The 21,463-nt window shown below is 40.6% G+C and carries 14 protein-coding genes, 2 tRNA genes and 3 rRNA genes; 12 read left to right on the top strand and 7 right to left on the bottom strand.

Translation table 11 applies throughout. The annotated features are described in order from the left end of the window. The gene (locus K1X56_06785; protein ID MBX7094406.1) at positions 1–624 is read right to left on the bottom strand and encodes a hypothetical protein; all 624 of its coding nucleotides are present in this window, start codon (positions 622–624) and stop codon (positions 1–3) included. Beyond that, positions 614–1,081: a DUF4878 domain-containing protein gene (locus tag K1X56_06780; protein MBX7094405.1), complete on the bottom strand. Its 468-nt coding sequence runs from the start codon at positions 1,079–1,081 to the stop codon at positions 614–616. Before K1X56_06780 ends, K1X56_06785 begins: the two co-directional genes overlap by 11 nt. A gap of 167 nt (positions 1,082–1,248) precedes the next feature. Between K1X56_06780 and K1X56_06775 the strand changes: the two genes are divergently transcribed. Further along, entirely contained in the window at positions 1,249–2,865 is a 1,617-nt protein-coding gene (locus K1X56_06775; protein ID MBX7094404.1) for an ATP-binding cassette domain-containing protein, read from the top strand. Here the strand turns inward: K1X56_06775 and K1X56_06770 are convergent, their stop codons facing one another. Beyond that, positions 2,866–3,246: a hypothetical protein gene (locus K1X56_06770; GenBank protein ID MBX7094403.1), complete on the bottom strand. Its 381-nt coding sequence runs from the start codon at positions 3,244–3,246 to the stop codon at positions 2,866–2,868. Between the two features lie 5 nt (positions 3,247–3,251). After that, the gene (gene dnaE, locus K1X56_06765; protein MBX7094402.1) at positions 3,252–7,631 is read right to left on the bottom strand and encodes a DNA polymerase III subunit alpha; all 4,380 of its coding nucleotides are present in this window, start codon (positions 7,629–7,631) and stop codon (positions 3,252–3,254) included. A 109-nt stretch (positions 7,632–7,740) separates the two neighbouring features. On the opposite strand from dnaE, the gene K1X56_06760 reads away from it, so the two are divergent. The 7 genes from K1X56_06760 to K1X56_06730 all read left to right on the top strand — a co-directional run bounded on the left by K1X56_06760 (position 7,741) and on the right by K1X56_06730 (position 15,631). Then, a complete protein-coding gene (locus tag K1X56_06760; GenBank protein MBX7094401.1) occupies positions 7,741–8,421 on the top strand; it encodes an SDR family oxidoreductase in 681 nt (226 codons plus the stop codon). 449 nt (positions 8,422–8,870) lie between these two features. After that, positions 8,871–10,392, top strand: a 16S ribosomal RNA gene (locus K1X56_06755). Between the two features lie 128 nt (positions 10,393–10,520). Beyond that, positions 10,521–10,595: transfer RNA gene (locus K1X56_06750), tRNA-Ile, on the top strand. Between the two features lie 10 nt (positions 10,596–10,605). Further along, positions 10,606–10,679: transfer RNA gene (locus K1X56_06745), tRNA-Ala, on the top strand. A 98-nt stretch (positions 10,680–10,777) separates the two neighbouring features. Further along, positions 10,778–13,649, top strand: a 23S ribosomal RNA gene (locus K1X56_06740). Between the two features lie 63 nt (positions 13,650–13,712). Beyond that, positions 13,713–13,824, top strand: a 5S ribosomal RNA gene (gene rrf, locus K1X56_06735). The 16S, 23S and 5S rRNA genes sit together here with 2 tRNA genes alongside, the layout of an rRNA operon. Before the next feature lie 100 nt (positions 13,825–13,924). Continuing rightward, complete coding sequence (locus tag K1X56_06730; protein MBX7094400.1) at positions 13,925–15,631, top strand: putative porin; 1,707 nt, start codon at positions 13,925–13,927, stop codon at positions 15,629–15,631. Here K1X56_06730 and K1X56_06725 read toward each other — a convergent pair. From K1X56_06725 to K1X56_06715, 3 genes are read right to left on the bottom strand one after another with little or no spacing between them, the layout of a single operon-like run. After that, positions 15,628–16,596 (bottom strand): hypothetical protein, encoded by a 969-nt coding sequence (locus K1X56_06725; protein ID MBX7094399.1) that lies wholly within the window; start codon positions 16,594–16,596, stop codon positions 15,628–15,630. The genes K1X56_06730 and K1X56_06725 overlap by 4 nt on opposite strands. Continuing rightward, positions 16,586–17,188, bottom strand: a complete 603-nt coding sequence (locus tag K1X56_06720) for a sigma-70 family RNA polymerase sigma factor (GenBank protein MBX7094398.1) — start codon at positions 17,186–17,188, stop codon at positions 16,586–16,588. The genes K1X56_06725 and K1X56_06720 overlap by 11 nt, the downstream gene beginning before the upstream one ends. Positions 17,189–17,203: 15 nt before the next feature. Continuing rightward, positions 17,204–18,457, bottom strand: a complete 1,254-nt coding sequence (locus K1X56_06715) for a hypothetical protein (protein MBX7094397.1) — start codon at positions 18,455–18,457, stop codon at positions 17,204–17,206. A 113-nt stretch (positions 18,458–18,570) separates the two neighbouring features. On the opposite strand from K1X56_06715, the gene K1X56_06710 reads away from it, so the two are divergent. The 4 genes from K1X56_06710 to K1X56_06695 form a co-directional block, all read left to right on the top strand. Continuing rightward, entirely contained in the window at positions 18,571–19,131 is a 561-nt protein-coding gene (locus K1X56_06710) for a J domain-containing protein (protein MBX7094396.1), read from the top strand. Between the two features lie 61 nt (positions 19,132–19,192). Continuing rightward, positions 19,193–19,627: a large-conductance mechanosensitive channel protein MscL gene (gene mscL / locus K1X56_06705; protein MBX7094395.1), complete on the top strand. Its 435-nt coding sequence runs from the start codon at positions 19,193–19,195 to the stop codon at positions 19,625–19,627. A 61-nt stretch (positions 19,628–19,688) separates the two neighbouring features. Next, complete coding sequence (locus K1X56_06700; GenBank protein ID MBX7094394.1) at positions 19,689–20,924, top strand: insulinase family protein; 1,236 nt, start codon at positions 19,689–19,691, stop codon at positions 20,922–20,924. After that, on the top strand, positions 20,924–21,463 hold a 540-nt coding region (locus K1X56_06695; protein MBX7094393.1), incomplete at its 3' end, for an O-methyltransferase. The genes K1X56_06700 and K1X56_06695, both read left to right, overlap by 1 nt.

Below are 21,463 nucleotides of genomic sequence, written 5' to 3'. Positions count from 1 at the left end.
TTAATATTGCTTCAGACAAAAAATTGTCTCGAAGTATTCGGATTTAAAAAAAGAACCGAATAAAGGAACAAAAATACCGTCGCCGCAATCTTTCATGTCGAAACGGTTTTTTCCCATTACTGTTCCGTAGGTGTAATAGGCAAGTTCAATGCAATACAGTTGACTCGAATCTTCCGTATTGTAATCATAATCAAAAGGTATTTTTTCGCGGAGATAATGGCGTGCCAGCTTGGTCATTTTGGCAATTTCCTCCTTGGTCATTTTCGGACGCATAATACAAATATTGCTATCAGCAACATCGGTACAAAACGCTTTTATGCCTTGGGTTTGAACTCCGTCTCTTCCCGATAATTCTTCCGAAACGGAATGCACAACTTTCAATTTTCCGTTGATGTTGCAAACCATACCTACATGTGAAAAGTGTTTTTCCTCGCCCATGTATTCAATGATCTTTTCAGAAAAAGCCCCACCACCCTGACGAAGGATAAAATCGCCTTCCTGAAGACTGGAAAGTACGTTTTCAGGAACAGGACAACTTAGGTCCTGCTGTAAAGAATTATCCCCGCTCAGGCAACCTGAAACGGGGATAATTAATATCAGTAATAAGATAATCTTATTCTTCAACTGGAGCTTCTGTTTCTTCAACTGGAGCAGTTTCGTCAGTAGCAGGCTCTTCAACTGGAGCAGCTTCTTCAGTTGGAGTTTCTCCGCCCATGTTACCAAGCTTGCTGTAGTCTACTAACCACTTGTCACCTTCTTTTTTCAAAGTGTACTTAGTTTCTTTTCCACCTTTTTCTTTACAAGTACAAGTTGATTCATTTTCTTTAGTATCACACTTTACTTCTTCGATTTCAGGCTTAGCTGGTTTTTCACCACCAAGTGCACCCATTGATTCAGAGAATTCCTTCGCTTGGTCAATGTTCTTCTTACCACTTTCAGTAGCAAGATCTTTTGCTTTGTCCCACTCTTGAGCGGTAAGAGCTTCATGGAAATTTTTGGCAACATCTTCTGGAGTAGATCCGCCACCGCAGGCAACCATAAAGGCAGCAACTGCTGAAAGAGCTAAAACTTTGATTTTCATCATTTTGGTTTTTATTAGGTTTTCTTTTTTGATTACAGGGCGCAAATATCGATGCTTTTTCGATACAAACCAAGAAAGTGTTGATAAAATACGGGAAACAACTGGGTATAATGCGGTTTTAGGGCATAAAACCTTACCTTTGCAGCCCGGAATTTAAACTTTTTACCATGATCAGTACCCAGAACATTACCCTCCAGTTTGGCAAAAGAATCTTATTTGATGAAGTGAATGTCCAATTCACGGAGGGCAATTGCTATGGCGTAATCGGAGCAAACGGGGCAGGAAAATCTACGTTTTTAAAGATTTTAAGTGGAGAGGTGGATCCTACTAAAGGACAAGTATCCATCCTGCCGGGTAAACGGATGGCTGTTTTAAAGCAGAATCACTTTGAATTTGATGAATGCCGTGTTATCGATACGGTTATTATGGGACATAAACCCCTGTATAAAATTATGCAGGAAAAAGATGCCATCTACGCTAAGGAAGAAATGACTGAGGCAGATGGAAACCGTGCGGCAGAATTAGAGGCGGAGTTTGCGGAAATGGATGGATGGAATGCAGAAACAAATGCAGCGGAAATGCTCTCCAACCTTGGTGTTGCCGAAGAATTTCATGAAATAAAATTGAACGAATTATCCGGTAATCAAAAAGTAAGGGTTTTATTGGCACAGGCATTATTCGGAAATCCGGATATCCTTATCCTCGATGAGCCAACCAACGACTTGGATGTGGACACCATTTCCTGGCTGGAAGATTTTCTGGCGGAGTTTAAGAATACCGTTATCGTTGTATCGCACGACCGTCACTTTTTAGACACCGTTTGTACCCACATCGCCGATATCGATTTCGGGAAAATCACACTTTATACCGGTAACTATTCCTTCTGGTACCAGGCATCGCAGTTAGCATTGAAACAAAGAGCCGATCAAAACAAAAAAATGGAGGATAAACGCAAAGAACTTCAGGAATTCGTTGCGCGTTTCAGTGCCAATGCAGCTAAAAGTAAACAGGCTACCTCCCGTAAAAAATTATTGGAAAAACTCCAGATCGACGAAATCAAACCTTCCACCAGAAAATATCCCGCCATCATTTTTAATATGGAACGGGAAGCCGGAGATCAGATTTTAAAAGTTGAACATCTTACTATTAAAAGTGAAGATCAAACACTGCTCAACAATATTTCATTTAAAGTAAATAAAGGAGATAAAATCGCTGTTATTTCTAAAAATTCAATGGCCATCACAGCACTGCTCGAAACCCTAGCCGGTGAACGGGAAGCACAGGGAACCATCGAGTGGGGGATAACCATTAAAAAAGGATTTCTCCCTAATGAAAACAGCGCTTACTTTACGGAAGAAAATTCATTGGTCGACTGGTTACGTCAATATTCGGTAAATAAAGACGAGGATTATGTGCGCGGATTCCTGGGGAAAATGTTGTTCTCCGGACAAGAAGCACTCAAATCCGTTAAAGTATTGTCGGGAGGCGAAAAAGTACGTTGTATGATTTCGCGACTGATGCTCCAACAGGCAAACTTCTTGTTACTCGACGAACCAACGAATCACCTCGACCTCGAAGCTATCACTGCATTCAATAATTCACTAATCGATTTTAAAGGAATGGTTATGTTTACATCGCATGACCACGAATTCGTTCAAACCGTAGCCAATCGCATCATTGAAATTACTCCGTCTGGAATTATTGATAAGCAATTGACCTACGACGAATACCTAAATGACGATAAGGTGAAAGCCTTGCGCAAGGCTGAATTAGAAACAGCCTGATTACTTTACAATTTTATCTTTTATCACCCCGTCCTTATAAATAATCTCGCGGGCAAGTTTTCCGTCGGGGTGATATTCCTTCCACACACCATTTTCCACACCTTCTTTCCAATATTCCTTGGCTTTAATATTGCCGTTTTCATAATAGTAAACCCACTCACCGTGCTCAACGCCGTTTTTATATTGACCGGAATATTCCATTTTGCCACTTTCATAAAAGACTTCTTCCTTTATTTTTTCGGCATTCATTTCTTTTCCCTTCAGGTAGTAAATTACTTCCGGATTCCCGTTGGCATACTGACGAATAACCACTTTTCTCACCTGTGCACTCGCAACGAGTGATGAGAAAAATAAAAGGAAAAATACTACAGCCTTTTTCATACGATCTAAAAAATAAATTCGAATTCTAAATTTTCCAATTGTTCCAGTTCTTCCAATAATTCATTGCTCAAGTCCACACCATTCCCTTTACTCGGCATATCAATTTTAATCTTTTCAATATGATCCATGAGCGTAACTTTTACTCTGGTCTTGCCTTTGTATTTTTGAATTAAGAGCTCCAGTTCATCCACAAAACGCTCATTCACTTTGTACGGATTAATTGTAAAATTGATTCCTTTTACAAAACGTTCACGTGCATTGGCAAGCAAATCAATCATGTTGATTTTAAATTCAAACTCATCTTCCTTGATTTCATTGCCAAATTTTCGGTTTTGCACCCTTCCTCTAATGTAAACAAACGTATTTTCAATTAAATAAGGCCGGAATTTTAAATAATCATCCCCAAACAACATCATGCGTGCATTGCCTTCATAATCTTCAATTTCAAAGGACCCGAACGGCTTTCCTGTTTTCGTTTGGCGATGCTCCACTTTTGTTATTATACCAGCCAGCTTTAATTCTTTATTAAGCGAATCTTTGTTCAACAAAGAAATCATTCCACAATGAAATCCTTTAGTGCATAGTTGGTTTAAATCATAGCGAAAATCATCAAGCGGGTGACCCGAAATATAAATTCCCACCACCTCTTTTTCGCGGTTTAATTGATAAAGCGTTGGCCATGGCTCAACACGTGGAATACTGGGTTCTGGCATCGATTCAGAGCTTTCTTCTCCGAATAAACTTACCTGCGCAGAATTTAATCCCTCCTGGTGATTACTGCCAAACTTAATGGCTTTGGATAAAAATGTATTGTTATCACCCTCATCAAAAAAGAAAGCAGAACGCGAAATTCCAAAATCATCAAATGCTCCTGCTAATGCAAGGTTCTCCAACGTCTTCTTATTTGCAGCTCTCAAATCGATTCTTCGGGTAAAATCAAAAATAGACGAATATTTACCCTCAGTTTTTCTGGTTTGCACAATGGCTTCAACGGCATTTTCTCCAACCCCCTTAATCGCACCCAATCCAAAACGAATTGCACCGCTGTCGTTAACCGTAAATTTTAATTCCGACTCATTAACACTCGGACCCAATACCGGAATTTTCATTCTGCGGCATTCTTCCATAAAGAAGGTTACCTTTTTTATATCACTCATGTTATGAGTGAGAACAGAAGCCATGTATTCTGCCGGATAATGAGCTTTTAAATATGCTGTTTGGTAGGCAACATAGGCATAACAAGTAGAGTGAGATTTGTTAAAGGCATAAGATGCAAACGCTTCCCAGTCGGTCCAGATTTTATTTAAACGATCTTCCGGATGACCTTTCTTCATTGCATTCTCAATGAAAAGTGGTTTTAATTCATCCAGCTTTGCTCTGATTTTTTTACCCATTGCTTTACGCAACTCATCTGCTTTTCCTTTCGAGAAATCCGCAAGACTCTGCGATAAAAGCATTACCTGCTCCTGGTATACTGTAATACCGTAGGTTTCCTTCAGGTATTCTTCCATCTCCGGTAAATCGTAAGTGATGGGTTCCTGACCATGCTTTCTCCGGATAAAGTTTGGAATGTATTCCAAGGGACCCGGACGGTATAAGGCATTCATCGCAATGAGGTCGGCAAATGTATCCGGTTTTAATTCCCGCAAATACTTTTGCATTCCGGGACTTTCAAACTGGAACGTACCATTCGTTTCTCCCCGCTGGTACAATTCGTAGGTTTTGGTATCATCCAGCGGAAAACTGTCCGGATCAAGATCTAAACCATGACGTTCCTTAATAATTTTGCAGGCATCTTTAATGATGGTTAGGGTTTTTAAGCCTAAAAAGTCCATTTTTAAGAGACCGGCACTTTCTACTACCGAGTTATCAAATTGGGTTACGTATAATTCAGAATCCTTTGCTGTAGCAACAGGAACAATACGGGTGATGTCCTCCGGAGTAATAATTACACCACAGGCGTGAATACCGGTATTCCGTAAGGATCCTTCCAGCATTTTTGCTTGCTGAACGGTTTGAGCAGAGAGGTCCTGACCCGTCGAAATTTTCCTGAGTTGTTGGGCCATCTCAAGATCTTCCCCACTCAGTTTTTCCTTCAGTTCAGTTTCATTCAATTCAAGGATTTTTCCCAGCGATAAATCAGGAATCAATTTCGCAATGCGATCGGCATCGGGTAGAGGTAAATCCAACACCCGGGCTGTATCGCGTATGGCAGATTTGGCAGCCATGGTACCATAGGTAATAATTTGAGCCACCTGATTGGCACCATATTTTTTTACTACATAATCAATAACCTTATCCCGACCCTCATCATCAAAATCAATATCAATATCGGGGAGTGATACGCGTTCCGGATTTAAAAAACGCTCAAAGAGTAGATCGTATTTAATGGGATCTACGTTGGTAATTCCTATACAATAAGCAACAGCACTACCCGCCGCAGAACCACGACCCGGACCCACACTTACGCCCATTTTTCGGGCTTCGGTTGTAAAATCCTGTACAATCAAAAAATACCCGGGGTATCCGGTTTTTTCAATGGTTGCTAATTCAAAATCCAGACGCTCCTGAATTTCCGGTGTTATTTCAGTATATCGCTTTTTTGCACCTTCATAGGTGAGGAATTTTAAATAAGCATTTTCCCCTCGTTTACCCCCATCTTCATCGTCTTCCGGAAACTTAAATTCATCCGGAATCTCAAACTTCGGTAACAATACATTTCTTTCAAGTTTATAGGGCTCTACTTTTGCAACAATCTCATTGGTGGTAATAATGGCTTCAGGAAGATCAGCAAAAAGGCTTTTCATTTCTTCTTGCGACTTGAAATAATACTGGTCATTCGGAAACCCGTACCTGAATCCTCTACCTTTTCCAATAGGGGTTTCTTTCTTTTCACCATCCTTTACACAAAGTAAAATATCGTGCGCATTTGCATCCGTTTGGTTGAGGTAGTAGGTATTGTTAGCAGCAAAATATTTTACACCATGTTTATGGCAAAATTTTAATAGAATTTCATTTACTTTTTCTTCTTCATCCTGACCATGCCTTAACAACTCAGCATAAAAATCTTCTCCGAATTGTTCCTTCCACCACAAAAAAGCTGTTTCCGCTTGTTCCTCTCCAACATTCAGAATCAGATTAGGGATTTCTCCATATAATCCACCTGTGGTTGCAATTAAATTTTCCTTGTATTGGAGTAGAACTTCTTTATCGATACGTGGTACATAATAAAAACCTGAAACAAAAGCGATCGACGACATTTTAGCCAGGTTGTGATATCCCTTTTCATTCTTGGCTAATAATACCACTTGAGAACCATTATCCTTTGTCGATTTGTCGAGATGATTTCTGCAAATATTAAACTCGCAACCTACGATTGGCTTTAAATTTATTTCGTCAAACGATTCGCCTTTTGCTTCCGCTTCCTTTCTTCTTGAATCTACTCCTTTGTTATAAGAGAACACTTCTTTAACAAATTCAAAAGCAGCCATCATATTTCCGGTATCGGTAAGTGCAATACCCGGCATTTTTAATTGAGCTGCTTTTTTTACCAACTTATTAATTTCCGAAGTCGATTGAAGAATGGAATATTGGGAGTGATTGTGTAAATGAGAGAATGAAATATCTTTTAAAAGCTCGCTATGATCTTCCGAGCTTGTCGTTTCAAATAAATTAATTTCTGTATTCTCCTTTTGTTCAGAATTAAGTGGTTGATAGGGTTGAATATTTAAACCAATAAGCGCTATCGGATTCGGATTTTCAATTCTGAATTCATGTAAAAATTCATTGCCAAATCCGAGACGGGCAGGAGTGATTACATTTAATCGAATCAATTCTAAAAAGCAACGAGTAGTTGCCTCCACATCAGCACTGGCATTGTGCGCCTCGCTAAATCCGGATTGAAATAACTTTTGGTGTAATTCAGTTAATGTAGGCCATTTAAATTTTCCGCCTTTTCCTCCTGGAATTGCACAGAACTCGGTGGATTCATCCTTCGTATCAACCCACTTTTTTTGAAGCATTCCAATAGGCAAACCTGCTCGAACGAATTCTGCACCCCAAACTTTAATATCAAATTCAATATTATGACCAGCAATAAACTCACAATGGGCAATAGCCTGATTAAACTCCTCGAATACAAATTCAATATCAACACCCGATTTTAATGCTCTTTCCGTAGAAATTCCATGAATCTTTTCTGCATTGTAAGGAATCGAATAGCCAACAGGTTTAATAATAAAGTTTTTTACCTCTATGAGCTTCCCCTTTATATCATGAATCTGCCAGGCAATTTGAACCACACGCGGCCAGTTTTCTGTCCTTTCAATCGGAGCATTGTAATCCTGCGGTAAACCTGTGGTTTCGGTATCAAATATTAAAAACATCGAAAAATCTGAATTGGGAACTAAAAATAGTTCAGATTAGAACAAAACGATAGAACTGTTGAAAACTCAGGAAATATTCACATTTTAGTGCCTTCAATTTTAGGTAAGTATGAAAAACGTTTTAGTTGTAGGCTGTAGTCAGGGTATTGGATTTGAAACAGTGAAAGTAGCATTGAGCAAAGGCAACCGGGTATTCGCAGCTAGCAGAAATTTGAATCCTCTTATTGAATTAAAGGAGAATAATCTATACACCCTTCAGTGTGATATTTCTAATGCGGATTCCGTTGAAAAAATGGTTCAACAATTCGAATCTTACGAAAAGAAACTCGACGCAATTATTGTTACAGCTGGATTACTTATAAAGAAGGATTTCCATTTACTAACCGAAGAGGACTTTCATCACATCTATCAGACGAATGTATATGGTGTTTTTCACTTAATACGTACAATTGATCAATTGATTTTGCCCGGGGCTTCCGTAACAACAATTGGTAGTATGGGAGGGGTGTCAGGTGCATTAAAATTTCCGGGTATGTTATTTTATAGTAGTTCCAAGGCCGCATTATCTTGTTTAACTGAGTGTCTTGCGGTAGAATACCAGAATCAAAACATCCATTGCAATTCGCTTGCCTTAGGGGCAGTAGAGACTGACATGAAGAATCAGGCATTTCCTGAATTTAAAGCCCCCCATAAACCGGAGGAAATCGCACCTTTTATTGTAGACTTTGCACTTACCCATTATAAGTTGTTTAATGGTAAAACCCTACCTGTATCAGTTTCAACCCCCTAATCAATAAAGTTGCGACTGATTTACAGTGACTTAATATTTTTTTAATCTTTTTTTTGCAAATTAGAAACAAGACGCTACATTTGCACCCGCTTTGAACGAAAGGCCACTGCTTCAGAAAAAAAAAGCAGAAAAAATTTGCAGAAATAGAAAACGTAACTATCTTTGCAGCCCCTTTCGAAAACGAAAGCAAGTTCTTTAAATCCTGAATTCGAAAACGAAAAAAAAATCGAAAATATTTTTCTTTTTTTTTGGAGATTACAAAAAGCTGCATATCTTTGCAGCCCCTTTCGAAACAAGGGATTTAGTTCTGAAAGTCAGATATAGCCGTGAGGCTCTTATATATCTAACGTTCTTTGAAGATTTGAAGTAAAGTTAAGAGACAGAAAAAAGCACAAACCTGATTCAATTCAAGTTTTGAGGAGTTCATTCGTTGACAATTAAATTCTTTTACAATGGAGAGTTTGATCCTGGCTCAGGATGAACGCTAGCGGCAGGCCTAACACATGCAAGTCGAACGGCAGCACAGGTAGCAATACTGGGTGGCGAGTGGCGCACGGGTGCGTAACACGTATGTAACTTACCCTTAACAGGAGGATAGCTCAGAGAAATCTGAATTAATACTCCATAATATTACTGAGTGGCATCACTTGGTTCTTAAAGCTCCGGCGGTTAAGGATAGACATGCGGCTGATTAGCTTGTTGGTGAGGTAACGGCTCACCAAGGCTACGATCAGTAGGGGGCCTGAGAGGGTTATCCCCCACACTGGAACTGAGACACGGTCCAGACTCCTACGGGAGGCAGCAGTGAGGAATATTGGTCAATGGACGCAAGTCTGAACCAGCCATGCCGCGTGAAGGATGAAGGCCCTATGGGTTGTAAACTTCTTTTCTAAGGGAATAAACCCTCCTACGTGTAGGGGGCTGAAGGTACTTTAGGAATAAGGACCGGCTAACTTCGTGCCAGCAGCCGCGGTAATACGAAGGGTCCAAGCGTTATCCGGATTCATTGGGTTTAAAGGGTGCGCAGGCGGAGCTTTAAGTCAGTGGTGAAAGCCCCTCGCTCAACGAGGGAACTGCCATTGATACTGAAGTTCTTGAATATGGTTGACGTTGGCGGAATGTGTCATGTAGCGGTGAAATGCTTAGATATGACACAGAACACCGATCGCGAAGGCAGCTAACGAAGCCATTATTGACGCTCAGGCACGAAAGCGTGGGGATCAAACAGGATTAGATACCCTGGTAGTCCACGCTGTAAACGTTGATCACTTGACATTGGCGATATACGGTCAGTGTCCCAGAGAAATTGTTTAGTGATCCACCTGGGGAGTACGCCGGCAACGGTGAAACTCAAAGGAATTGACGGGGGCCCGCACAAGCGGTGGAGCATGTGGTTTAATTCGATGGTACGCGAGGAACCTTACCAAGGTTTGAACGCAAGTTGACAGGCTAGGAAACTAGCCCTTCTTCGGACAATTTGCGAGGTGCTGCATGGCTGTCGTCAGCTCGTGCCGTGAGGTGTTGGGTTAAGTCCCGCAACGAGCGCAACCCCTATCTTTAGTTGCCAGCACGTAATGGTGGGGACTCTAAAGAAACTGCCCGCGCAAGCGGTGAGGAAGGTGGGGATGACGTCAAGTCATCACGGCCCTTACATCTTGGGCTACACACGTGCTACAATGGCAGATACAAAGGGCAGCTACACGGCAACGTGATGCTAATCTCTAAAGTCTGTCTCAGTTCGGATCGAAGTCTGCAACCCGACTTCGTGAAGCTGGAATCGCTAGTAATCGCGTATCAGCCATGACGCGGTGAATACGTTCCCGGGCCTTGTACACACCGCCCGTCAAGCCATGGGAGCTGGGGGTGCCTAAAGTCCGTGACCGAAAGGAGCGGCCTAGGGTAAAACCGGTGACTGGGGCTAAGTCGTAACAAGGTAGCCGTACCGGAAGGTGCGGCTGGAACACCTCCTTTCTAGAGTAATGTTCTCCTGATCTACAATGTAGATCTGCTTTCTGTCTCTTTACTTTCTTCGAATTTTTTGTCTTTCCCAACTCAGACGAGTGTAATCTAAATGACTGGGTACGAGGGTCTGAGTAATTAGTCCCGTAGCTCAGCTTGGTTAGAGCACTACACTGATAATGTAGGGGTCAGCAGTTCAAATCTGCTCGGGACTACATTATGTTGGGGGAATTAGCTCAGCTGGCTAGAGCACCTGCCTTGCACGCAGGGGGTCAACGGTTCGAATCCGTTATTCTCCACAATTTCTAGATGAAGTGATTCATGCTAGGGAAAGTTCTTTGAAATATTGAAATGATAAACTGAAAAGTTTGAGAACCGAACAAAACTAATAACGTAATTAAAAGCAATTAAGGGCGTATGGTGGATGCCTTGGCTCTCAGAGGCGATGAAGGACGTGATAAGCTGCGATAAGCTTCGGGGAGGTGCAAACGACCTTTGATCCGAAGATTTCCGAATGGGGCAACCTGGTACTGTGCTGCAGTATCGCAATAGCGCTAACCCGGAGAACTGAAACATCTAAGTACCCGGTGGAAAAGAAAACAAAAGTGATTCCCTAAGTAGCGGCGAGCGAAAGGGGACTAGCCCAAACCAAAATTGTTTCGGCAATTTTGGGGTTGTAGGACTACGTCATGGACTATATGTATATAGTAGAAGTATTTTGGAAAATTTTGCCATAGAGGGTGATAGCCCCGTATACGAAATATACATATTACCTAGTAGTATCCTGAGTAAGGCGGGACATGTGTAATCCTGTCTGAATCTACCAGAACCATCTGGTAAGGCTAAATACTCCTGAGAGACCGATAGTGAACTAGTACTGTGAAGGAAAGGTGAAAAGTACCCCGAGCAGGGGAGTGAAATAGATCCTGAAACCGTACGCCTACAAGCGGTCGGAGCAACTTCGTGTTGTGACGGCGTGCCTTTTGCATAATGACCCTACGAGTTACTCCTCACTGGCAAGGTTAAGCACTTCAGGTGCGCAGCCGAAGCGAAAGCGAGTCTGAATAGGGCGCATAGTCAGTGGGGGTAGACGCGAAACTTTGTGATCTACCCATGGCCAGGATGAAGTTAGGGTAACACCTAATGGAGGTCCGAACCGATAAGCGTTGAAAAGCTTCCGGATGAGCTGTGGGTAGGGGTGAAAGGCTAATCAAACTGAGAAATAGCTCGTACTCTCCGAAATGCATTTAGGTGCAGCGTCGAGGTTGAGTCATAAAGAGGTAGAGCTACTGATAGGGCTAGGGGGCTTCACCGCCTACCAAACCCTGACAAACTCCGAATGCTTTATGATATACTCGGCAGTGAGCCCATGGGTGCTAAGGTCTGTGGGCGAGAGGGAAAGAACCCAGACCATCAGCTAAGGTCCCCAAATCTATGCTAAGTTGATCTAACGTGGTCCGATTGCTTTGACAGCTAGGATGTTTGCTTGGAAGCAGCAATTCATTTAAAGAGTGCGTAACAGCTCACTAGTCGAGCGATCGGGCGTGGATAATAAACGGGCATTAAGCATAGTACCGAAGCTATGGAATTGAAAAATTGGTAGGAGAGCATTCCAGTCTGCGTCGAAGGTGTATCGCGAGGTATGCTGGAGCGTCTGGAAAAGAAAATGTAGGGATAAGTAACGACAAAGCGGGCGAGAAACCCGCTCACCGATAGACTAAGGTTTCCTGGTCCATGTTAATCAGATCAGGGTTAGTCGGGACCTAAGGCGAAGCCGAACGGCGTAGTCGATGGACAACAGGTTAATATTCCTGTACCGGTATGGTTGTGACGGAGTGACGGAGAAGTGTAAGGTCTGCGTACTTACGGAATAGTACGTTGAAGAGCGTAGGGTTACTTGCTGTTGGCAAATCCGCAGTGAGTCTGAAACTCGATAGTACAGCAATCCCTCGTGGAGAGTTGATAATGACCCCAAACATGCTTCCAAGAAAAACTTCTAAACTATAGACCATTTCCGCCCGTACCTCAAACCGACACAGGTAGTCTAGGAGAGAATCCTAAGGTGCTCGAGTGATTCACGGCTAAGGAACTCGGCAAATTAGCTCCGTAACTTCGGGATAAGGAGCGCCTCCCTCGCAAGAGGAGGCCGCAGTGAATAGGCCCAGGCGACTGTTTAACAAAAACACATGGCTATGCTAAATCGAAAGATGATGTATATGGCCTGACACCTGCCCGGTGCTGGAAGGTTAAGAGGAGATGTCATCGTAAGAGAAGCATTGAATCGAAGCCCCAGTAAACGGCGGCCGTAACTATAACGGTCCTAAGGTAGCGAAATTCCTTGTCGGGTAAGTTCCGACCTGCACGAATGGTGTAACGATCTGGGCACTGTCTCAGCCGTGAGCTCGGTGAAATTGTAGCAGCGGTGAAGATGCCGCTTACCCGCATCGGGACGGAAAGACCCCGTGAACCTTTACTATAGCTTCACATTGACGTTGGGTAATTGATGTGTAGGATAGGTGGGAGACTTTGAAGCTGCGTCGCTAGGCGTGGTGGAGTCAACGTTGAAATACCACCCTTTAATTATTCGATGTCTAACCCGGAAACGGGAACAGTGTGTGGTGGGTAGTTTGACTGGGGTGGTCGCCTCCAAAAGAGTAACGGAGGCTTCCAAAGGTGCCCTCAGCACGCTTGGTAACCGTGCGTAGAGTGTAATAGCATAAGGGCGCTTGACTGTGAGACCGACAAGTCGAGCAGGTAGGAAACTAGGGTATAGTGATCCGGTGGTTCCGCATGGAAGGGCCATCGCTCAAAGGATAAAAGGTACTCCGGGGATAACAGGCTGATCATTCCCAAGAGCTCACATCGACGGAATGGTTTGGCACCTCGATGTCGGCTCGTCACATCCTGGGGCTGGAGAAGGTCCCAAGGGTTCGGCTGTTCGCCGATTAAAGTGGCACGCGAGCTGGGTTCAGAACGTCGTGAGACAGTTCGGTCCCTATCTGATGTGGGCGTTAGAAGTTTGAGGGGGCCTGACTCTAGTACGAGAGGACCGAGTCGGACGAACCTCTGGTGTACCTGTTGTGGCGCCAGCTGCATCGCAGGGTAGCTATGTTCGGTTGAGATAAGCGCTGAAAGCATCTAAGCGCGAAACTTGCCTCAAGATGAGACTTCTTTTAAGGGTCGTCAAAGATGATGACGTTGATAGGTTGCAGATGTAAAGGTTGAAAGGCCAAAGTCGAGCAATACTAATTACCCGTAAGCTTTTAATCTCCGTTTTGTTCAGTTCCAGACTTTTCAGTTTATCCTCTTTCAATATTATGATATTTACAATTTTCGGTGACTATTGCATTGGGGTCCACCTCTTCCCATTCCGAACAGAGAAGTTAAGCCCAATAGCGCAGATGGTACTAGGGTAACACCTGGGAGAGTATGTCGTCGCCGGTTTTCTAAAACCCCGAATACCTTTATTGGTGTTCGGGGTTTTTCTTTTTATACTTGTCCCATGATGAAAGTTGGATTTTCTTTCCTACTTATTTTTGTTCTAATGTCTTCCGGATTTTCCCAAACCGACTCTTCGGCAGTATTTAGGGATAACGGAATTTATTTGCAGGGTAAAAAAATAATTCATGATACGGCTTCATTATACTTCCAAGTGGTATCCGATTCAAATTTATACTCTAATTTGGGTAATCCTGGTTCACCTTCTGTAAATTTTATTGCCCAAGTTCCCGAATTCCGTATTAACAGTTCCTCATTTTTTCTTCCGACAACGCAAAACACATTTGTATTAAGCGATATTCCCCAAACTGTAGCACATTTTAATATCGGGACCAATAAAAGTCAAACATTTTATATTCGTCATTCACAAAGAATAGGAAACAACCTAAGAGGATTTATTGAATTCAATAGAAACAGATTTGAAGGCTATTATAATCACCAGCTTTCGGAAAATTCGAATTTAATTTCCGGATTAAGGTATGGGGGGGGGCAACAAACATTAAAATCGGAGGTGATTCTATCCTATAAGAATGCTTACCGCCAGGAAAATGGAGGTGTGGATGATACTTTGTTTATGGACAATGTATATCGAAACGATAAACTTTATTTAACAGGATTAAATTCTGCTATCAGTAAGCAATACAATTGGAATATCGATTTTAATAATTCAATTCGGTTAAATAAGGGGAAAAACATTTTTTCATTGGTAATTTTTGGAAATTATCAATTTATGAAGCATCAATTCTCGGATGAAAAAGTTGAGTCTTATTTTTCAGATATATTCATTGATTCCCTGCGAACGGACGACGCCTCCAGTACAGAAGGAATAAATTCAGGTTTGGGATTTACTATAAAAAACAAAAAGTGGAGTAGTGGAATTCTTGGCAAAAATTATCAAAGCAATTATCATAATCTAACGTTTTATAGCAAGTCGGTCAATCAGGCTTTGTTTTCTTATGTTCAATATTCAGACTCCATTCAACAGCTACATCTATCTGCAGAAGTTTTTCTTTATGGAGAATACAGTGATGATTTTAATTTAAAAGGAAATTATAGCCGGAAAATATTGGCCAAAGAAAACATCATTGATTTTTCATTGGCAATAGTAAAGAATCATCCTTCCATAAATACGTTGTTTTATTCTTCTAATCACTATCAGTGGGCCAATGTATTTACACCTGTTACAACCTTTAGATCTGAAATAGTATTTCGAAAAGGAAATGCATTGGCAATTTCGGTTTTTGGCCAGGCAGTACAGAATGGAGTTTATCTCGACAGTGCTTCTGTATTTAATCAATCGACGGACTTAAATTTTAATGCCGGTTTAAGAATTAAAAATTGTCTAGCTATAGGTAAGCACTGGGAATTTTGCAATCAGGTATTGGTTCAGAAAACAGATAATTCGCCTTTGTTTCGAGTTCCAGGTTTTGCAGCCAAATCTCAATTCATGTTTAAGGGAAAAGCCTGGAGTATGAGTTATAAAACCGGTTTAGATTTTAATTATTTCTCTAAGTATTATGCCAATGCCTATAACCCTGCATTATCCTCATTTTACTATCAGGATAAAGTCTCAGTAGGGAATTATCCCTTGTTTGGATTGTTTTTTGAAGCGGATATTTATAAGGTGACCAGTTACATTGCTGTACAACACGTGACTGAGGGATTATTTGGAAGAAATTATTTCTCAATACCGGCTTATCCAATGCTCAGCCGAACATTATTCTTTGGAATTCGCTGGAGATTTATGAATTAAAGCGCCGTAAATAATAGTTCTAAAAGCTCAGGATTTTTCCCTGCATTGGTTCCTTTTTGTTCTTTATCTGAAGCAAAATTATCTTTAGAGGTGCTCCCTGAAGAATAGGTTTCATAGCCCACCGTTTCTTTAGCTTTATCGTTTTTACCGGGAGTTGCGTCTTTTGATTTTTTGGATGATTTGCTTCTTTCCGTTGACGTGGAAACATCCGAAACATTCTCGGTTGAAATGAAATCATCATTTGCAGTCACTGTTTCTTCTCTGGCGACATTAATTGTTTTTGCCAGACTTTTTTCTTCGATAGCACTGTTTTGATTCACGTCCATTCTATCAATTTCAGCTTCAGCTATTTTTGCATTGCTTATAAGCCCATTTGGTTTTAGTTCCACACTTTCGCCTGAAGTAACGCGATTATCAATAACGGATTCTTCTGCAATAGCCGGACTTTCCATTAGCTTTTCATCCTCGAGGGGTGCTGTAGGTTGAAGGATTTCGGTATTTGTTGTAGTGTCTTTGGAAACAAGATCATATTCATCATTTGCAGAGGATTTATGCTGGGCAAGTTCAGTGTTTCCTATGTTTCCTGATTGTTGGTACCATATTACAGTAACGGCAATAATGAGCGCTAATCCTGCAAGCTGAAATCCGGGTGAGAGCAAAATATTTTTCCCTGATGGAAATAATGTTTGACCTATCCTTGACCAAAACGTTGATTTATGTTGATGTTGTTGTTTAAAGCGATCCAGTAATTGGGTTTTAACATAATCTTCAGGTTCGATAACATCTTCGAATGAAAATGTTTTTTCAATGTTTACGATTGTATTTCTCATACGTTCGTATTCCTCTTTCGATTCAACAAGACTTAAAACAAAATCTTGTTCTGAAGAAGATAGTTCATCGAATGCTTTATGGTGAAGAAGCGATTCAATGTCGTTTGGATCATATGTTGGGTAATTATTTTTCATAGGCGTTGCTCAATTTGGGATCAAACATTCTGAGCTTTTCAGATAATTTTTTAATGGTATAGAAAATCCTGGATTTTACTGTTCCTTCTGATGCTTCTGTTATTTCTGCGATCTCTTTAATGGATAAATCCATTTTATAGCGTAATAAAAAAGTAGTGCGTTGTATTTCTTCAAGATTTTCCAATTCTTTATGCAATAATTCGTTGAATGCGGCATGGTCAACTTTTTTCGATTGATCTGCTGCCTCATCTATTACAGAAAAATTTTCGTGACCCATGTTCACTGTGTTTTTCCGTACTTCTTGTTTCCTGTATTCGTTTTTACACATGTTGTTTGCAACGGAATAGATCCATGTTTTAAATGACCGCGAAGCATCATAGGAATCAGGTTTATGTACAATCTTGGTAAAAAGATCTTGCATAAAATCCTGTGCCTTTTCTTTGTCTTTCCACAGCATACGGCAAAAGAAGTTTACCATCGGCTTGCTGTATCTGTTGTACAGCTCCTCGAAGGCAAGACTATCTCCTTTTACAATAGCCTGCATCAGATCCTCATCGGTCTTTGTTTTATAGTTCCTTCCGAAAATTCCCATCACCCGGTGATGTGATTATTTTTTATTTAATAGTGTACGTACTTGTTGTTCTTTTCCTCCTTCTGCTGCGATTTTTAAGGCTAATTCTTCCGCTAATTTTGCCTTATCGCTCATCCCTTTTTGTTTTAATGATTCACTTAATAAAAGTAGTCCCGGTACATAGTTCATGTTGATTTTAGATGCAATGGTTCCAGGGCTTATTTTTTTTCTTAATTCTTCCGTTTTAAAATTTCGTTCCCAGTTTGTTTCCAGGTCTGCAAGATTGTCGATTCCACCCGGTGCATATCGAAAGGCAAGTCCGGTATTAAACAGTTGCTCTTTGATTGGTTTTAATAATTCCGGCGCAAGTGTGGTTGCAAGGTATACAGGTCGCTTTGGTGATATTTTCTGGCAAATGTCCTGCACAAAGGATGGTTTATTTGAAACCGGATCTATACTGGAACTAAAGCCTAATTCCTGCGATTTTTTTATTCTGTAATCTGATTTTTCTAAAAGATCGATATACAGCACTAAAACATCGGGTCGGAATTTTTTTACTGTTTGCCAGATAAAAGTAGGGTAGGTGTCCATTTCACCATGGGTGATGAGTACCGCATTACTTGGTAATCCTGCCAAAAGATTATAGCTAAATTCCATTACCTCTTTCGAAAACTCTCCGCTTTCATTGAGCTTTTTACACCATTCTGATTTTTTTGAAGCATTACCGGTGAGTTCGTAATAAGCTATAAACTGATCGTACAATTCGCTGGCTTTTGGATTGAGTTCGTAAGCTCTGGCAAGGAAACCGAAGAGGTTTACATCGTGATTTCCATTGAGGTATTTGGCGTAATTATATTCAAACGAATTGGGTACATATTTTCCCATTTCGCTGATGATTTCATTCAGCTTTTCCTGGTTTTCGGCATTGATGTCGTTAGAAGTTTTTGTGTAAAATGAATAACGTTCCGATTCATAATAACCCAACCAGGCTTTCGCGTCGAGTTGGTTGAACTCTACGGCTGATTTATAGGCATTGCTTTGCTTGTTGTAAAACACATTGGATTGTGCAGTGCGCGAGGGTTCATTGATGGCAGGTAAAACCACGTTATTTTCCTGAATGGAATTATTCATAACAGGATTGCTGTTACCTGCTGCATTCTGCATGTTGCTCTTTTCTTCCTTCTTTTCCTTTTCCTTTTCATTCTGATTCACCTGGCAGAATCCCTCATCACCCGTTAGGGTGAAAAGAAGAGCGAAAATGAAGGTCCATATTTTCGGATGACTAAACATCTTGTTGTTTTTGTATCTGTACCCTTAATTCAATAAAAGGTTCAAGGCATTGAAAATATCTTTTTATGGCCCGTTACTTTTATTGTGTTAGTGAATTTAGTAATTTTAGAAGGATGGAGTACGATTACTATAAGATACTTGGTATTAATCAGTGGGCTAGTGATCTGGAGGTGAAAAAAGCCTTCAGAATCAAGGCTAAGCGTTTCCATCCGGACAAAAACCGGGAAGAAAATGCCCATGCTTTTTTTCAGGTATTGAACGATGCTTACCAAACTTTATCGGACCCTGTTAAACGCTTTCATTACGATCAAAAGTTAAATGGAGGTCACCAACAAAGTTCTCCCATACCCAATAGCCGCGAAGAACGCCGGGCAGAACGTAGAAAGAAAAATGAGGCCTTTTCGCGTTCGGTGCATCAGCAGCCCATAACCTGGGTGCCTCCAGTTTGGGTTCAATATTTCTTTTACCTGGTGGGAACCTTATTTGGTGTTACGGTGTGCTATTTTTCATTTTATAACATTGTTTCAGGGATTTGGAATCCGGTAATGTTATGGGTTACTTTATTGGGACTAATCGTTTTAATGGATTCGGTGGGAGGTTTGATTTTTGGTCAGGCCGTTTTGAGTCAACGATTTTTTCATCTTTTAAAGAAAACCTTTATTCCCCGTTTTTAGAACCTCCTTTTTGTTATTTTTGGCAGATGTTTTAAATTAAATACTTGCTAAACAAATCATTATGGGATTATTTAAAGAATTCAGAGAATTTGCGATGCGCGGAAACGTTGTTGATCTTGCGGTCGGTGTAATCATTGGTGGAGCTTTTGGAAAAATTGTTTCCTCTTTGGTGAATGATGTTATTATGCCTCCACTTGGTTATGTATTAGGCGGAGTGGATTTTAAAGAACTAAAATTTCAGATTTCTGATGCGGTTGTTGATGCCAGTGGAAAAGTTACCCAGGAAGCTGTATTTATGAATTATGGAAATTTCATTCAGAACATTGTTGATTTTTTAATTATTGCTTTTGCCATTTTTATGATGATAAAAACAATGAACCGCGTGAATAATCTTAAAAAGAAAGAAGAAGAAGCCGCTGCCGCACCTGCTGCTGCACCTGAGCCTAGCAATGAAGAAAAATTACTGACCGAAATCCGGGATCTTTTGAAAAAATAATTCTTCTAAACAATTATAAAATAAAAGGGGCTCAGGCCCCTTTTTGTATTTATTTTGCATCATGAATACTGCTCCCCTCGTTTTTGAATTAAAGAATGGCCTTAAAGTCGTTTTTCTACCTGATACCTCTTCTTCTATTGTACATGCCGGTTTAACCATTGGCGCCGGCACGCGTGATGAGTTGAATCATGAACAAGGTATGGCCCATTATATTGAACATTGTTTATTTAAGGGGACCAAATCGAAAAAGAGTCTTGAAATCATTAGTCGACTCGATGCGGTTGGCGGGGAATTAAATGCGTACACCACCAAGGAAGAAACCGTGGTTTACGGATCGTTTGATCAGCAATTTCTGGAGCGTGGATTGGATTTAATTTCTGATGTAGTTTTTAATTCGGTTTTTCCGGCTGCGGAAATTACGAAGGAAAAAACGGTGATTATAGATGAAATAAAATCGTATCAGGATTCTCCTTCGGAATTGATTTTTGATGAGTTTGAAGAAAATATTTTTAAGGGCCATCCGCTTGGACATAACATTCTTGGTACAGAAAAATCGTTGAAATCGTTTGAAAGAAAAACTGTTTTGGATTTTTTCGAGCGCAATTATATTCCAGAGAATATGACCTTAAGCATTACCGGTGCATTATCTGAAAGCAAAGTAAAAACGCTGGTAAAAAAATATTTTTCTGTTACTAAAAAGAGTGTTGTACGCTTAGGAAGAGTACGACCTGAAACCATTTCTAATTTTAAACTGAAAAAAAATTATTCCACTTTTCAGGATCATTACATTATTGGCGGTGAAGCTTATGAAAGGGAAAATAAATGGCGTCCGGCTTTTATTTTAATGAATAATGTAATGGGAGGGAATGCCATGAACAGCAGGTTAAATTTAATTCTCCGCGAAAAAAATGGATTTGCCTATAATACAGAAGCTTCGTATTTGCCCTATTCCGATACAGGATTGTTTATGATTTATTTCGGAACGGATCATAAAAATCTAAAACGATGTGAGGATTTAGTGAATCTTGAAATTAAAAAGTTTAAGCAAAACAGACTTAGTCCAACTCAATTGCAACAAGCAAAAATTCAGCTGAAGGGTCAAATTGCATTGTCGGATGAAAACCGTTTAAACAGGACTTTATCTGCCGGGAAAAGTTTATTGGTTTATGGCAAAATTCAAACGTTAAAGGAAGTCTATAAAAAAATAGATAAAATCACTTCGGGCGATGTGTTGCATGTGGCCAATGAAGTGTATGCCGAATCGAACCTTAGTAAATTAATTTTTACAAAAGCCTGATGGAATTTATTGGTAAAGCTTTGGACGAATATTGTTGTTCTCACACCAGTGGTGAAAGCGATTTACTTCGTAAAATCAACAGGGAAACTCATCTCAAAGTGTTAATGCCGCGGATGCTGTCGGGTCATTTTCAGGGAAGAGTATTAAGTATGCTTTCTAAAATGATTCAACCAAAATCCATTTTGGAAATTGGTACCTATACCGGTTATTCGGCATTGTGTTTGGCTGAAGGTTTAACTAAAGATGGTAAATTAATTACGCTGGATAAAAATGCAGAACTGGAGAAGAGAGTTCGTGGTTATTTTGATGAATCGGATTGGTCGGCTCAGATCGAATATATGATTGGCGATGCTATGAAATTAATTCCCGGTTTGTCTGTTAATCCTGATCTGGTTTTTATTGATGCCGATAAAGAAAATTACCTGAATTATTATTCCATGATCATTGATCGGGTACCATCGGGTGGGTATATTATTGCCGACAATGTTTTATGGAGTGGGAAAGTGTTGGAGTCCAACGAAAAATTGGATAAGGATACG

This window comes from Flavobacteriales bacterium (genome assembly GCA_019694795.1).
GTDB lineage: Bacteria > Bacteroidota > Bacteroidia > Flavobacteriales_D > UBA2798 > UBA2798.
Note: the sequence above shows the minus strand (reverse complement) of the source record. Positions and strands in the feature narration are given on the sequence as shown.